The organism is Shewanella zhangzhouensis, assembly GCF_019457615.1.
Taxonomy (GTDB): Bacteria; Pseudomonadota; Gammaproteobacteria; order Enterobacterales; family Shewanellaceae; genus Shewanella; species Shewanella zhangzhouensis.
This window is the reverse complement of sequence record NZ_CP080414.1, coordinates 4381904-4396966: the sequence shown is the minus strand read 5'-3', so window position 1 is coordinate 4396966 and position 15063 is coordinate 4381904. Positions and strand designations below refer to the sequence as shown.

The 15063-nt window shown below is 55.1% G+C and carries 13 protein-coding genes; 6 read left to right on the top strand and 7 right to left on the bottom strand.

Features of this window, described 5'->3' with window-relative positions; genetic code table 11:
- Complete coding sequence (locus tag K0H63_RS19455; RefSeq protein ID WP_220066115.1) at positions 1 to 747, bottom strand: class I SAM-dependent methyltransferase; 747 nt, start codon at positions 745 to 747, stop codon at positions 1 to 3.
- Positions 748 to 881: 134 nt separating this feature from the next.
- On the opposite strand from K0H63_RS19455, the gene K0H63_RS19450 reads away from it, so the two are divergent.
- The gene (locus K0H63_RS19450; protein WP_220066114.1) at positions 882 to 1736 is read left to right on the top strand and encodes a 23S rRNA (adenine(2030)-N(6))-methyltransferase RlmJ; all 855 of its coding nucleotides are present in this window, start codon (positions 882 to 884) and stop codon (positions 1734 to 1736) included.
- Between the two features lie 108 nt (positions 1737 to 1844).
- On the opposite strand, the gene K0H63_RS19445 is transcribed toward K0H63_RS19450, so the two are convergent.
- From K0H63_RS19445 to K0H63_RS19435, 3 genes are read right to left on the bottom strand one after another with little or no spacing between them, the layout of a single operon-like run.
- Positions 1845 to 2525, bottom strand: coding sequence for a lytic transglycosylase domain-containing protein (locus K0H63_RS19445; RefSeq protein ID WP_220066113.1), 681 nt, complete (start codon positions 2523 to 2525; stop codon positions 1845 to 1847).
- Positions 2525 to 3541 (bottom strand): DUF3137 domain-containing protein, encoded by a 1017-nt coding sequence (locus K0H63_RS19440; protein ID WP_220066112.1) that lies wholly within the window; start codon positions 3539 to 3541, stop codon positions 2525 to 2527. The genes K0H63_RS19445 and K0H63_RS19440 overlap by 1 nt, the downstream gene beginning before the upstream one ends.
- A 4-nt stretch (positions 3542 to 3545) precedes the next feature.
- Positions 3546 to 4115 carry a LemA family protein gene (locus K0H63_RS19435; RefSeq protein ID WP_220066111.1) on the bottom strand — a complete coding sequence of 190 codons (570 nt, stop codon included), beginning with the start codon at positions 4113 to 4115 and terminating at the stop codon, positions 3546 to 3548.
- Between the two features lie 637 nt (positions 4116 to 4752).
- On the opposite strand from K0H63_RS19435, the gene K0H63_RS19430 reads away from it, so the two are divergent.
- Positions 4753 to 6360: an AbgT family transporter gene (locus tag K0H63_RS19430; RefSeq protein ID WP_220066110.1), complete on the top strand. Its 1608-nt coding sequence runs from the start codon at positions 4753 to 4755 to the stop codon at positions 6358 to 6360.
- Positions 6361 to 6428: 68 nt separating this feature from the next.
- Here the strand turns inward: K0H63_RS19430 and K0H63_RS19425 are convergent, their stop codons facing one another.
- Complete coding sequence (locus tag K0H63_RS19425) at positions 6429 to 7781, bottom strand: S8 family peptidase (protein ID WP_220066109.1); 1353 nt, start codon at positions 7779 to 7781, stop codon at positions 6429 to 6431.
- 264 nt (positions 7782 to 8045) lie between these two features.
- Between K0H63_RS19425 and K0H63_RS19420 the strand changes: the two genes are divergently transcribed.
- The 4 genes from K0H63_RS19420 to K0H63_RS19405 all read left to right on the top strand — a co-directional run bounded on the left by K0H63_RS19420 (position 8046) and on the right by K0H63_RS19405 (position 10400).
- Positions 8046 to 8495, top strand: a complete 450-nt coding sequence (locus K0H63_RS19420) for a YaiI/YqxD family protein (protein ID WP_220066108.1) — start codon at positions 8046 to 8048, stop codon at positions 8493 to 8495.
- 52 nt (positions 8496 to 8547) lie between these two features.
- On the top strand, positions 8548 to 9546 hold the full coding sequence (locus K0H63_RS19415) for a DUF3137 domain-containing protein (protein ID WP_220066107.1): 999 nt from the start codon (positions 8548 to 8550) through the stop codon (positions 9544 to 9546).
- Positions 9547 to 9824: 278 nt separating this feature from the next.
- Positions 9825 to 10001 carry a hypothetical protein gene (locus K0H63_RS19410; protein WP_220066106.1) on the top strand — a complete coding sequence of 59 codons (177 nt, stop codon included), beginning with the start codon at positions 9825 to 9827 and terminating at the stop codon, positions 9999 to 10001.
- Positions 10002 to 10103: 102 nt separating this feature from the next.
- Positions 10104 to 10400: a DUF6482 family protein gene (locus K0H63_RS19405; RefSeq protein ID WP_220066105.1), complete on the top strand. Its 297-nt coding sequence runs from the start codon at positions 10104 to 10106 to the stop codon at positions 10398 to 10400.
- Between the two features lie 87 nt (positions 10401 to 10487).
- Here the strand turns inward: K0H63_RS19405 and K0H63_RS19400 are convergent, their stop codons facing one another.
- Together K0H63_RS19400 and K0H63_RS19395 are read right to left on the bottom strand one after the other, a co-directional pair.
- Entirely contained in the window at positions 10488 to 13628 is a 3141-nt protein-coding gene (locus K0H63_RS19400; RefSeq protein ID WP_220066104.1) for an efflux RND transporter permease subunit, read from the bottom strand.
- 43 nt (positions 13629 to 13671) lie between these two features.
- A complete protein-coding gene (locus K0H63_RS19395) occupies positions 13672 to 14808 on the bottom strand; it encodes an efflux RND transporter periplasmic adaptor subunit (protein ID WP_220066103.1) in 1137 nt (378 codons plus the stop codon).
- Between the last annotated feature and the right edge of the window lie 255 nt (positions 14809 to 15063).

Below are 15063 nucleotides of genomic sequence, written 5' to 3'. Positions count from 1 at the left end.
TCAGCCCATGGCCGCTTTGACATACACGTCGAAGCGGTTTTTCTTGGTCTCGATGCGGGTGCTGGGTTTGATGCCATCGAGATCTTCGGCATAGTCGGGCCGCTTTACCACCACCCGTTTTTGCGCCAGCCTCAGCGCCGGAGCAAGCAGACCATCGGCATCTGTGTCGGCACCAACCAGCGACTGGAATACCCGCATCTCCTTTTTCACCAGTGCGGATTTTTCCCTGTGTGGATACATGGGGTCCAGGTACACCACGTCGGGTTTGTCTTCGAGATTGTCCAGTGCTTCAAGACTGGAGCCATGCACCAGTTGCATTCGCTGCTGCATCCAGGGTCCAATTTCACCATCGAGATAAGCACGGCGCAGGCCGTCTTCAAGCAAGGCCGCTACCACTGGATGGCGTTCTATCAGTAGTACCCGGCAGCCAAGACTCGCCAGCACAAAAGCATCCCGCCCAAGGCCCGCGGTGCCGTCCACCACAGTTGGCGTTGCCCCGGCCTTTAGGCCCACTGCCTTGGCAATGGCCTGGCCACGGCCGCCACCGAACTTGCGTCTGTGGGCAACGGCGCCAGACACAAAGTCCACCATGATGCCGCCGAGCTTGGGTTCGTCACGCTTTTTCAGCGTGAGTACGTCTTCCTCAAACAGCAGGGAAAATTCGGCATCGTCATTGGGCATCAGGTCCCAACGGGCACAAATTTGTGTAAGACGTGGATCGTTTGGCGCTATCTGGATGGGAAACAAGGCTGGATGTCCTGTAATGAAACTCGCGGCAGTATAACGCCAACCCGGGCGCGCCGGAACAAAAGCATACAGTGGCTTGGCAAGCAGTTATAATGTTGGCAGTTTTCAACCCAGTACAGATCCCGGGATCCCCTATGTTGAGTTATCGCCATGGCTTTCATGCCGGCAACTATGCGGATGTGCTCAAGCACGCCATTTTGCTGCAAGTTATCGATTTAATGCAGAAAAAGGATAAGCCTTTTGTGTACATAGACACCCATTCCGGGGCGGGTGGCTATAGTCTGATGGATGAATTCGCCCAAAAGACCGGCGAATACAAAGAGGGTATCGCCCGCCTGTGGGATAAAACCGATTTGCCTGCGTCGCTCAAACACTATGTTGAGGCAGTGCGCCACTTCAATGAAGGCAACGAGAATCCCACCGAAGATTTGACCTGGTATCCGGGTTCGCCAGCGTTTGTGGATATGCACCTTCGGGAAAACGACCGCATGGTATTGCACGAGCTGCACGGTACCGACTTTGAACTCCTGAATGAATACTTTGAAGGTGCCCGTCAGGTACAGGTCAGTAAGTGGGATGGCTTAAGCGGTCTGCTGGCCAGCGTGCCGCCGCTGGAGCGTCGTGGTGTAGTGTTGGTAGACCCGAGTTTTGAAATCAAGACCGACTACGAGGCCGTGGCCGATGCCATCATCAAGGCCCATCGCAAGTTTGCCACCGGGGTATATATGCTTTGGTATCCGGTGGTAAACCGGGCGCAAACCGAAGCCATGCTCTCAAAGCTGAAAGACAGCGGCATTCGCAGGCAGCTTCGGATTGAGCAGGGCATCAAGCCCGACTCAGACGAGTTCGGCATGACGGCAGCGGGCCTTTGGGTGATTAACCCACCCTGGCAACTGGATACCATAGCCACAGAGATGCTGGACTATTTGCAGCCGGTGCTGAATGTGGATGGCGGCTATGTCAAGGTCGAGTGGGAAGTGGGCGAGTAACAGCTTGTCGTCGACTCCAATAAAAAACGGGCATTTTGCCCGTTTTTTATTGGCCGCGGGTCTTGGGTGGGAAAGTACTGAAGGCTTTATGTCCCTAGGCCCGGCCTGTTAAGTGCGCAAATTGCGATAGCGCTGCAGGAGGATATTGACCCGCTCTATGTAGGCCTTGGTCTCGGGATAAGGGGGTATACCACTGTATTCCTCAACCCGGGTCGGACCGGCATTGTAGGCGGCAAGTGCATGATTTAAATCACCCTGGAATCGGTCCAGCATCAGCGACAGGTAACGACTGCCACCCAGGATATTGTCCTGGGGCAGGAAAGAGTTACGCACGCCCATATCCTTGGCCGTTCCCGGCATCAGTTGCATCAAGCCCACGGCGCCGGTGCGGGAAATCGCCTTGGGATTAAAGTTGGACTCGGCATGGATCACCGCTCTTATCAGCGCCGGCTCCAGCGAGTAGGTTTTGGCAGCCAGTAAAATGTCTTTCTCGTAGCTGCGGTTCAAGCGGATGGTACGCCAATTAACCTTGGACTTGGGATTACAGGCATAACAGTCAAACAGCAGGATTTCATACTTGCCGCTGGATGGCGCCTTGTCGCTGAATGCCACTGTGCCATTGGGCTGGACATACTGATACACCTTGGTTTGGGTGCTGGTGCCATTTTCGGAGTAGCGCGCGGTAATGCGGGGTTTCTCGGCGCTGGATGACGATGTATCAGAAGCACCGGCGCTGGTGCCGGTGAGAACAAATAAAAGCAGGGAAAACAGCGACCAGCGAAATGACATTAGAGACCTGTGTACTCGTTAAGCTTAAGTAATTCTATGATAGCAAAGAGTTGCTTCATTTCGCCGTGGATCCGGCCGAATTCGTCTTCAAAGGTGGCGGCGCTGAAAATCGACGACTGCTCGAAGCGATTTTGGCTGCTCTCTATGGTGATAAGCAGGCGGTCGCGGTGGAATGCACATTGGATCCGGCTGGAGAAAAACTGCGCCAGCGCCATGAGTCGTTCCATAAAGGCGGTGGTTAACAGCACCCTTGCTTCAATCTGATCCGTTGAAAACACATCGAACATTTTTTCAAACTGCGGATCTTCCAGATGCACCCGTTCCAGCCCGCCATGGCTGTCAGAGAAAAAGTTGGTCAGGGATCCCCGAGAGCGAATGGCCACAGTATGGCCTCTGAAGGCTTTGTGACTGGAGAGTGAAATAAATAAGCCCCGAAAGACAGTCACATCACGGCTTTTATCCTTGTCCCTTTCTTCCCGCAGCAAATGTACTTCGTTGATGCCGATGCTGACCCCAAGATAGCTACCAAGCACACAGTCATCGAAACGCGCCTTGTCATAAGAGGGCAAAATTTTTGCCTCTTTAAACATACGGAGCCCCATGTCCTGCCCTTTGGCAAACACAAAGTCAGGGCCGAAAAACCGGAAAATCCGCGGGTAAATTTCGCTTTGCACCGCCCCGGTATATTGGCGCATCGGCGAGCTGGCCCAGCGCCAGATTAAAAAGGCGATGCCCACGGCCGCAATCCAGCTGAAGGGCACAAACTGGGCGCCGGGTTTTATCAGCGGCAGACAGGCGATAAGCAGAGCGAGAAACACACCCAGCCCAAGATAGATGCGTTGCCGTGCTTGCTTCAGTGCCCTGATGCGTTGGTTTTCAAATTTACGGCTGAGGGGGGCGATTTCGGCATCGTAATAGGCCTGCAGACGGGGTAGGTCGTCTTTGTGTGCCTTGAGCCCTGTGGCTGCCCGCTGCGCCCTGATGGGCGCACCGAACAGAAATGACAGCATGTTCATGGGGTTACTTCAGGTAGTCGCTGGCGTTTACCGGTGCCCTGTCGGCTTCCTGAGCTTCAAAAAACGGCATGGCCTTAACCGATGCCATGCTGGCAATCAGCGAGCCGGGGAAAATTTCCACTGCGGTGTTAAGTTCCGACACGGCCGAGTTGTAAAAACGGCGGGCGGCACTGATGTGGGCTTCCACTTCGTTGTAGGTTTGCATGGCTTGCACCATGGTCTGGTCGCTTTTCAGCTCTGGGTAGTTTTCAACCGTCACCATCAGCTGACCCATCTTGCTGTTGAGCGCATCGGCCTGTGCCAGGTGCTGGCGCACAGCATCGGCATCATTTTTGTCGTAACCGGCGGTGAGTTGAGTGCGCAGCGCGGTGATCTCGGTCAGCAGCGACTTTTCGTGATCCATAAATTTCTGCGCAATGGTCAGAATATTGGGGACCAGATCGGCACGCTTTTTAAGCTGCACATCGATACCCGCCAATGCCTCACGGGCAGTATTGCGCTTCTTGATCAGGCTGACATACCAGAGGTAGGCCACTATCAAGACTAAAACCAGACCTATTAATAATCCTTCCATCATCAATCCTTTCAAAGGGGTGCCTGCAGGCCATTGCTGCCCAAGATAACCACAAATCGGGCCAAATTGCACCCGTGGCGGGTGAAATCTAAACAGGTTGGACATCAGTATGGTGGTTTTCCCCGCTTTTTATCATCAGAAACTATTGATAGTTAAGATTTTATATTGCATTGCGCAACTGGCCGTTAAATATCAGCGTTAAGGTGGTTTGTTTGCGTCTTCAATTCTGTATCTGTCTGTATTTATGGTGAAAAAGCACCATTCGATTTGAGTGAAAAAACGACACCAATGCAAGCTAACATGTCAATGGCAGCGGTTTATCCCTGTGAAAAGACGCTTATTTGGCAATTTAACAATTAGCCCCGCCTTACAAGCCTGTAATCAGTCATTTAGTTCAGCTTGAGTTCAGCCTGAATACAATAGAGTTACAGGTGCACAACATTTGGATTTGGCGACCAATTTGCCGTGATGGGATCCCCCGAGGGATCCCTTTTTTTCAGCTTAAGTTTGACTTAACTCGTTTGTGATAGGGTTTCGAGCCCGCAGCTGACGCTGGTTTGGCGTTTATGCCGCCCATTGCTGCTGAATGAATTAATGATAACGAGTGCTGCCCAGCAGCCAGGCCGAAGGAAAGAACATGAGCACCAACTCCCGGGAGGCGACCGCCTCTGAAACACCGGAAGACATCGCCAAAAGCGGCTGGTTTGTCCGGTTTTTGAATCTGGTGGAGCGTCTGGGGAATCTCTTGCCCCATCCCATCACCCTGTTTGCCATGTTCTGTGTTGCTGTGGTGCTGCTGTCAGGGATCCTGGGCTATTTCGAGCTCTCGGTGACCGACCCCCGTCCCGAAGGCGCCTCCGGTCGCAATGCAGATGGGATCATTTCGGTCGTCAGCCTGATGAATGCCGAAGGTCTGCGCCTCATAGTCTCCAACCTGGTGACCAATTTCACCGGCTTCACACCCCTGGGCACTGTGCTGGTTGCCCTGCTTGGGGTGGGCATTGCCGAGCGTTCCGGCCTGCTCAGCGCCGCGATGCGCGCACTGGTTATAGGCCGCTCCCGCCGCCTGGTGACTGTCACCATCGTTTTTGCCGGCATCGTATCAAACACGGCCTCCGAGCTTGGCTATGTGGTGCTTATCCCCATGGCGGCAATGATTTTTCACTCCCTCGGAAGGCACCCTCTCGCCGGTTTGGCAGCCGCTTTTGCCGGGGTGTCGGGGGGGTACAGTGCCAACTTGTTGTTGGGCACCATAGACCCCTTGCTGTCGGGCATCACCGAAGCCGCCGCCCGTATGATTGACCCCGAGTATGTGGTTGGCCCCGAGGTGAACTGGTACTTCATGTTTGCCTCTACCTTTGTCGTGTCCTTTATGGGCGCCTGGGTGACCGAAAAAATTGTCGAGCCCAAGTTGGGTAAGTACGACCCCAGTGAAGCCTCCATCGATCTCGATGGTCAGGCCATGGAGCAGGTCACCGACATCGAGCGCCGTGGCTTGAAAATGGCGGGATTGGCTGTCCTTGTTCTGGGCGTCATTCTGGCCTTGACCGTGGTCCCTGAAGGTGCGCCGCTTCGTCATCCGGATACCGGCCTGGTGGCCGGCTCACCCTTCCTTAAGGGCATAGTGGTGTTTATCTTTGTCTGCTTTGCCATTCCCGGTCTGGTGTATGGCAAGGTGGTTGGCACCATGAAAAAAGACACTGATGTGATCAACGCCATGAGCCACAGTATGGGCACCATGGGGATGTACATAGTGCTGGTGTTCTTCGCGTCTCAGTTTGTGGCCTTTTTCAAGTGGACCAATCTCGGTGCCGTGCTGGCGGTAATGGGCGCAGATGCCCTGAGTGCCATTGGCCTCACCGGCCCTTTGCTGTTTTTGCTGTTTATCGCCATGTGCGGCTTTATCAACCTGATGCTGGGCTCGGCCTCTGCCCAATGGGCGGTCACGGCGCCGATTTTTGTGCCCATGTTGATGTTGGTGGGTTATGCCCCCGAGACCATTCAGGCGGCGTACCGGATTGGCGACTCGGTCACCAACCTTATTACCCCCATGATGAGTTACTTCGGCCTTATCCTGGCGGTGGCCTGCCGTTACAAGAAGGACATGGGCATAGGTACCCTGGTGGCCACCATGCTGCCTTATACCCTGGTGTTCTTTGTCGGCTGGACCAGCTTCTTCTTCCTGTGGGTGTTCGGCTTTGGCTTACCGGTGGGGCCGGGCGCCGCCACCTACTACATCCCGTAAGGGTGCCCAACAAAAAAGCCCCGCCAGAGCGGGGCCTTTTTGTCGTCAAGTAACAGCGCCGTCAGCGATTAAAAACTGCTGACATCGAGTCGACCATTGCTGGAGACTTTACCCTGGCAGGAACCCGTGGGTGTGGCACCGTTAAGCAGAGCATCCTTCACGTCCATGTGGCTGGCACTGGGGTGCAGGGCTTTGTAGAGTGCGGCAGCGCCCGATACATGAGGTGTAGCCATGGAGGTACCGTTGTAGCTGGCGTAGCCTGAAATCACCTGACCCTTGCTGCTCTTGGGCACGGTTGAGTAAATGCCGGAGCCCGGAGCACAGATATCCACAGTGGTGGCACCATAGCTGGAGAAGGAACTCATGGCACCGCTGCTGGTGATGGAGGCCACAGCAATGATGTTGTCATTTGGGTATTCGGCTGGATAGCAGTTTGAGCCCGAGTCGCAGTTGTAGCTGTCGTTACCGGCCGCGGCGATGAAGAGGATACCTGCATCATTGGCACGGCCAATGGCATCTTCCAACGCCTGAGAGTAACCACCGCCACCCCAGCTGTTGCTGGTAGCGACCAGATTGAGCCCATGGCGCTGTTTCATATCGGTGAAGTAGTCCACCGCCTTAACGGCATTGGCCGTGGTACCGCCTCGGCGACCCAGGAACTTGCCGCTCATCAGCTTCACGTTCCAGCAAACCCCCGCCACGCCTTTACCATTACCGCCGACAGCGCCTATGGTACCGGCCACGTGGGTGCCGTGATCATCTATGGTGCCATCAAACACCGAGTTATCGTTGCCATCAAAGTCCCAGCCATAAACGTCATCCACATAGCCATTGCCATCGTTGTCTATGCCGTCGCCTGGGATTTCGCCGGGATTTTGGAACGCGTTGTCTGCCAGATCTTCGTGCTCGTACATGTAGCCTTCGTCGATAATCCCAACGACCACATCGCTGCAATCTGTGTTACCGGCATTCCATTGCTCACCCGCGTGTGAACCCCAGCCATTGGCCGGGTTGGTGGCGTCACCGTACATGCCCCAGAGCGAGCCATTGGTGTAGTAGGTGTCATTGGCCGCGTCGGCGTGCTGGTAAATCCAGTTGGGTTCAACAAATTCCACGTTGGGATCGGCGGCCAGTTCGCGCATGGCTGCTGCCATGTCCTTGCCAACGGGCAGGCTGACGAGGCGAAGTTCGCCGCGCTGATTTTTGCCGAGGGTTTCAATGTGGTTGGCCTGAACTCTGGCCAGGGCGAGTTCTTTTTGGCTGTCGTTGGAGTCGGCGCGGTATTGGACAATCAACTCATCGGCAACGTGGGCGCGACCATTTTTGAGCCCTTGCATCGCTTTGTGATTGTCGGCAGCCAGGGAGCCGGCGCTGGCCAGTGCAATGGCAACGGCAAGAGAAACGCGAGTCTTAATCTGCATGCTTAATCTCCTAAAGAGTATTGTTATCAGGGTTTTATACTTCTTATTCACGTGATTTACGTGCCCGGTTTTTGTGACCGGAGATCTGAACATACAAGCATTGGGCGAAAAAGTGTACAACTTTATAACAATCTGTTAACTATTGTTGCCCGTGTACCCCCGCCCCTGGCTCTGGCATAATTTGCACTTTAGCCCAATGGGTTGCGACAACCGCGGCCGCGAAAGCGAGTCGTGCCATATACAGTCTGTGTTTGCGGAGTCTCTGTGCAAATTTGGGTCGATGCCGATGCCTGCCCATCGGTGATTAAAGAGGTGCTTTTTCGTGCCGCCGAGCGGCGACAAATCACAGTGACCCTGGTGGCAAACCAGAGTGTGCGTGTGCCGCCATCACCTTTTATCAAGTCGATTAGGGTGGAGTCGGGGTTCGATGTGGCCGACAACGAAATCGTCAAACGCGTCAGCAAAGGTGAGCTGGTGATCACCGCCGATATTCCGCTGGCGGATGAAGTGATTGCCAAGGGTGCGCTGGCCCTCAACCCCCGTGGCGAGCTTTATACCGCTGAAAACGTCAAGGCCCGGCTGAATATGCGTGATTTTATGGAAACCCTGCGTGCCAGCGGGATCCAGAGTGGTGGCCCTGCGCCCCTGTCACAGGCCGACCGCCAGGCATTTGCCAACCAGTTGGATCGCTGGCTCGCCAAGCTGCCCAAGTAACATCCACAGCCCGGAAGTGGGCGTTGTTAATCTCAGACCATCAGGGAGTCAGATGGCCACCTCAGACTTTAATATTCCATTCGAGCATCGAAAGCCATTTTCCAAACACTATCAGCAATTTATCTGGCCGTTGTGTAAAAAGTTGGAGGCAAGGCGCGGGCCCATTGTGGCCCGTCAGCAGGCGCGGATGGCGGAAATCAGACCCGTCACCCGGTTATTCTGGCCGATGATTTTGCTGTCGTTTGGCAGCAGTGTCCTGGGGTTTTTTGGCGTTCTGCCATCACCGTGGATTTTCATCGGCTTTGGTTTGGCCTTTGTCATTATGCTTGGCATGGCCGCGCTGGCCTGGTGGGCGGGCAACGAACTGTCCAATTTTATGGATGAAGGCATGGACAGGCTTTATCCCAGGGTACTGGCGTATTTTGGCAATGACTTTGTCCTCAAGTGGGGCAAGGAGGCTACCGGCCAGCACAGAGCCTATGAAGATTTCGGCATTTTCCCCAAGCACGATAAATCGAGCTGCTTCAGCCACCTGAAGGGCAGCCACCACGGGGTGCCGTTCGAGTTCTTCAATGTGGGTTTTTACGAAAAGAAAAACAACGATAAGTACGAGCTGGAATTCAAAGGTGTATTGCTGGCTTTTACCCTGAAAAAAGCCTTCAGGGGCACCACCCGGGTGGTGCGCGATGGCGGCTTCTGGCTCCGCCTGGGGCAGCGGGGGCTCGACAGGGTGAAGCTGGAAGATCCCCGCTTTGAGGCGAATTTTGAGGTATTTGCCTCGGATCAGGTGGAAGCCCGTTATCTGCTGAACCCCGGCATGATGGAGCGCTTCATCGAGCTCGACAGCCACTTTGGCCATGGGCTTGAGGCCTGTTTTAAAGACAACAAGCTGCTTATCCGTGTGCCCACCTCGCGGGATTTTTTTACCCACGACCAGGACCATGAAAAGCCCATCGATTTTAAAGATCCCATTGAAGCGATCTTTGCCGATCTCGGCTTTATTTTTGGTATTGCCGACGAGTTGGCGATTGCGCGCCATACGGGGCTGTAATGCTGGCAAAATGCCCAATTTCAATGGCTTATTTGATGTGTTAAAAACAGCATAGCGTACTGTTTGTGTTAACTATTCCTTTGCAGTATGAGATATGAGCAATTGATGGTGTTTTTCGCTCGACATTTGAGCGGATGCGCTGTAAATTGCGCCCGCCCTGCAGGTCGCCGGGTGCTTTGAACAGAACGCCGCCTGAGACGTTGGCCGCCGGGAGCCGTCAAAGCCAGCAACGCCCACGGGCTCAAATAAGCATGTCAGATTTCATTTCGAGGACACCCATGAAGTACGCTTTTGCAGCGCTCCTTGTTATTTTTGCCAGCGGCTGTGCCACCACAGGCAGCGAGCAGGTTGCCAATCCACAAGTGCAGCAAGCCGAGGCAGTCGCCGGCCACAAGAATCGTTCTGTGATGCCGGGCAAGGCAGCCAATCCAAGAAAAGCCGTATCAGCCCTCTGAGCCGAGCCTTTTAAGACCCCGCCCAACGCGGGGTTTATTTTTTAATCCATTCAGTCGTTGGCGGCGTATCCATTCTGGCAACCCAAGCCAAGGAGCCTTGCCATGACAATTCGCTTTTCAAGCCTGAAAGTTCTGCCTTGCATCGATAAGGCCTGCATTCACTCGCTGGACATGTCCCTTTACCAGCTGTCTGTGGTGATAGACGGCGCTGAACTGTATGTCACCGATGAAGAGGATCGCATGCTCAGGAGTTTGAATCTGTGCCAGATGCAGGCGCTGCTTGAGGGCTTGCCGGTTCGCCAGACTGTACTGCGTCAGGAGAGTGCATACGATGAAATGGTGGGGCAGGCAGTGCGACACTGTGACAATGCCATGGAAATTCCGCTGCGCGTTGCCTGAGCGCAACCAGGCCCAACACCCCAGCCGTAATAAAAAGCCCCGCAGTGCGGGGCTTGTTGCTTCATGCTATTCGATGGCGCCACTGACTCAGTGTTTGCCAGCCTCCGCACCGGATTGTGCCTTTTTCTCGCGCTTGCTGAAGATACGCTCAACAATCACAAAGAACAGCGGCACGAAGAAGATACCAAGGAAGGTCGAACTCATCATACCGCCGAGCACACCGGTACCGATGGCGTTCTGGGCACCCGACCCCACACCGGTGGAAATGGCCAGTGGTACAACCCCCAGACCAAAGGCCAGCGAGGTCATCAGAATGGGGCGCAAACGCACTCTTACTGCGTGCAGCGTGGCCTCAATCAGACCCGCACCCTTCTCATAGTATTCTTTGGCGAATTCCACGATAAGAATGGCGTTCTTGGTGGCCAGACCCACAGTGGTCAAGAGGCCAACCTGGAAGAACACGTCGTTGGACAGACCGCGTCCATTCATGGCCAGCAGGGCACCGATGATCCCCAGCGGCACAACCAGCACCACGGCAAAGGGCACTGACCAGCTCTCATAGAGGGCCGCAAGTACCAGGAACACGACCAGAATCGACAGGGCATAGAGGGCCGGAGCCTGGTTGCCTGAGAGTCGCTCTTCATAGGACAGGCCGTTCCACTCGACACCAAAGCCCGGTGGCAACTGCTCGACAATCTTTTCGATGTCATTCATGGCATCACCCGTGCTGTAGCCAGGGGCGGTGGCGCCCTGGATATTCATGGCGGGCAAGCCGTTGAAGCGCTCCAGACGTGGTGAGCCAAAGTCCCAGCGGCCGGTGGCGAAGGCCGAGAAGGGCACCATTTCGCCCTTGGCGTTACGTACATACCAGGTGTTCAGGTCTTCAGGCTGCATCCGGTACTCGGCATCGCCCTGTACATACACCTTCTTCACCCGTCCACGGTCGATAAAGTCGTTCACATAGCTGCCGCCCCAGGCGGTGGCGATGGCACTGTTCACCGAGGAGATATCCACACCCAGAGCGCGCAGTTTAGCATGGTCGATATCCAGCTGGTACATGGGCGCATCTTCCTGACCGTTGGGGCGCACGCCCACCAGGTTGGGATTTTGTGCCGCCATGCCCAGCAGTTGGTTACGGGCCTCCAGCAGCTTGGCGTGACCCTGGCCATTCTTGTCCTGCAGGTAGAAGTCGAAACCGTTGGCGGTACCGAGTTCAATCACTGCCGGTGGCGCAAAGGCAAACACGAAGGCTTCTTTAATCTGGGAGAAGGCCATCATGGCACGACCCTGCAACGAGAACACGTCCTGCCCCGCGCCTTCACGCACGGCCCAATCTTTCATGCCAACGAAGGCAATACCCATGTTCTGACCCATGCCCGCAAAGGAGAAGCCGGCCACCGAGAACACAGAGTTCACGTTGTCCTTTTCCTCTTCGCGGAAGAACTTGTCCATCTTTTCCAGCACCTTCACCGTGGACTCCTGGCTGGAGTTGGTGGGCAGGATCACCTGGGCAAAGAGGATGCCCTGGTCTTCATCGGGCAGGAACGCAGTGGGCATACGCATAAAGATCCAGCCGGTCGCGACCACCAATGCCAGATATATCGCCATCACCCTGGCTGAGCGCTTGAGGATTGCGGCAACGCTGCCCTCGTAGCGCGAGGTCATCTTTTCAAAACTGCGGTTGAACCAGCCAAAGAAGCCGTGCTGACCATGGGCATGGCCTGGCTTGAGAGGCTTGAGCATGGTGGCGCACAGGGCGGGCGTCAGGATCAGGGCCACCAGTACCGACAGCGCCATGGCCGACACGATAGTGATGGAGAACTGACGGTAAATCACCCCGGTTGAACCTGACATAAAGGCCATGGGCACGAATACCGCCGACAGGGTCAGACCGATACCCACCAGGGCGCCGGTGATCTGATCCATGGACTTGCGGGTGGCTTCAACCGGCCCCAGACCTTCTTCCTGCATCACACGTTCAACGTTTTCCACCACCACGATGGCATCGTCTACCAAGAGACCGATGGCCAGCACCATGGCGAACATGGTCAGGGTGTTAATGGAGAAACCAAAGGCCGACAGAATGGCGAAAGTACCCAGCAGTACCACAGGCACGGCAATCGTCGGGATAAGGGTTGCGCGGAAGTTCTGCAGGAACAGGTACATAATCACAAATACCAGTACCACGGCTTCCAGCAGGGTGTGCACTACGCCTTCGATGGATTGTTTAACGAAGGGCGTGGTGTCGTAGGGATAAACCACCTCGAGGCCCGCCGGGAAGAAGGGCTTCATTTCGGCGATTTTTTCCCGCACCCGGGTCGCGGTATCCAGGGCGTTGGCTCCCGTTGCCAGGCTGATGGCGATACCGGCAGCCGGGCGGCCGTTGTAGAACGACTCCACCACATAGCTTTCGGCGCCCAGCTCAACCCTGGCTACGTCGCCGAGGAACACCTTGGCACCGCTGGTATCTGACTTGAGAATAATCTTGCGGAACTCTTCCGGGGTCTCCAGACGGCTCTGGGCCGATACTGTAGCGTTCAGCTCCTGGCCCAGTACCGCAGGCGCACCACCGAGCTGACCTGCTGACACCTGGGCGTTTTGCTCGCGAATCGCTGCAATCACGTCCTGCGTGGTCAGGCTGTATTGGGTCAGTTTCAGTGGGTCCAGCCATATACGCATGGCGTAAGGCGCACCGAACAGGGTAATTTCACCCACACCGGCAACCCGGCTTAAGGGGTCCTGAACATTGGAGCCCACATAGTCGGCGATATCGTTTTTGGTCAGGCTGCCATCTTCCGACACAAAGCCCAGTACCATCAAAAAGCCCGAGGTGGACTTGTTCACCCTGACACCCTGCGCCTGAACTTCCTGCGGCAGCAGAGGCATAGCCGATTGCAGTTTGTTCTGAACCTGTACCTGGGCGATGTCGGCATCGGCCTCGGCATTAAAGGTCAGGGTGATTTCGGCGTTACCGAAACCATCACTGGTGGAATTTATATAACGCAGGTGATCCAAGCCCGTCATGCGCTGCTCAATCACCTGGGTGACCGAGTCTTCCAGCGTCTTGGCGGAGGCGCCTGGGTAGTTGGCGGAGATCACCACAGTGGGTGGTGCGATGTTCGGGTACTGGGACACGGGCAGGCTTTTGATAGCCAATACCCCTGCCAGCATCACCAAAATCGCGATCACCCATGCAAAAATGGGTCGATCAATAAAGAAACGTGCCATAGCTTAATCCTGAATTTCGCGGGTTCCTGAGGTCCTTGGCCAATTACTTGGCCTGCGCCGCGGTGGCAGTGACCGGTGCACCGGGGCGTATTTTCTGCAGCCCTTCAACAATCAATTTATCGCCGGCATTCAGCCCTGACGTAATACGCCACTGATGATTGATAACCTCCGCTGTGGTCACGGTACGGGCCTCAACCTTGTTTTCGGCGTTCACCACCATGGCCACGGCTTCACCGCGGGTGTTGCGGGTAATGGCCTTTTGCGGCACCAGAATGGCGTTGGGATCCACCCCTGTGTTCAGCATGGCGCGTACATACATACCCGGCAGCAACACGTTGTCTGGGTTGGGGAATTCGGCTCGCAGAATCACAGAACCCGTGTTTTCATCCACGCTCACTTCGGCAAATTGCAGCTTGCCCTTGTGCTCGTAGGTGGTGCCATCTTCGAGTACCAGTTGCACTTCGGCGTTATCGGCCGCCTGCAGCTTACCGGCTTTTAGCTTGGACTTGAGGGCCAGCAGCTGGGCGCTGGATTGGGTGATATCCACATTAATGGGATCCAGCTGCTGAATGGTGGCCAGTATCTGCCCCTGATTAGCGGTGACCAGCGCGCCTGGCGTTACGGACGATTTTCCGATGCGGCCAGAAATCGGGGCCTGCACTTCGGTGTAATTCAGATTGATATTGGCGGTATGTAGCTGGGCCTCGGCCACCTTCACCCGGGCCAGCGCTTCCTTGTAGGCAGCATCGGCTTCGTCAAAGTCCTGCTTGGAAATGGCATTGGTTTTCACCAATTTTTCGTAGCGGGCGGCGCGGGCCTTGGCGCTGGCCAATGAAGCCTGCGCGCTGGCGAGGTCGGCCTTGGCGCTTTCGAGGGTGGCCTTATAGGTGGCGTCATCGATTTTGTAGAGTGACTGACCTTCTTTCACTTCACGCCCTTCAACGAAGTTACGCTCCATGATGATGCCGGAAACCTGGGGGCGAACCTCGGCTTCGAGGAAAGCGCGGCTGCGGCCGGGCAGTTCAACCATGATGTTCTGGGGTGCAGCAGTGACCTGCACTGTGCCGACTTCCATGGGGGGCATTTGCTGCTGATTGGCAGCTTGCTGAGCATCTTCCTGGCAGGCACTGACCCACAAGACCATGCCTATGGCCGAGGCAATTTTTAACATTTGCCGCATTGAAATCTCCTTTTTGTGTCTGGGCTAACGGGGATGTGCGGATAAAAAGCTCACGATACCCAGACAAATCGCCCATTTTTAATACTAAATTTATGATCAGTCAGTTATCTCACACAGGATGGGGCAGCTCAAGTCAGCAAATGGCTTAAATTTGTAAAGGAATGCAAAAATCTCGTTTATTTGCATGTATTTAGCTATTTGTTAACATTTGAGTTTATGAGAAAGTCAGTCGGTAACCTCCGTTAACAGCTGTTC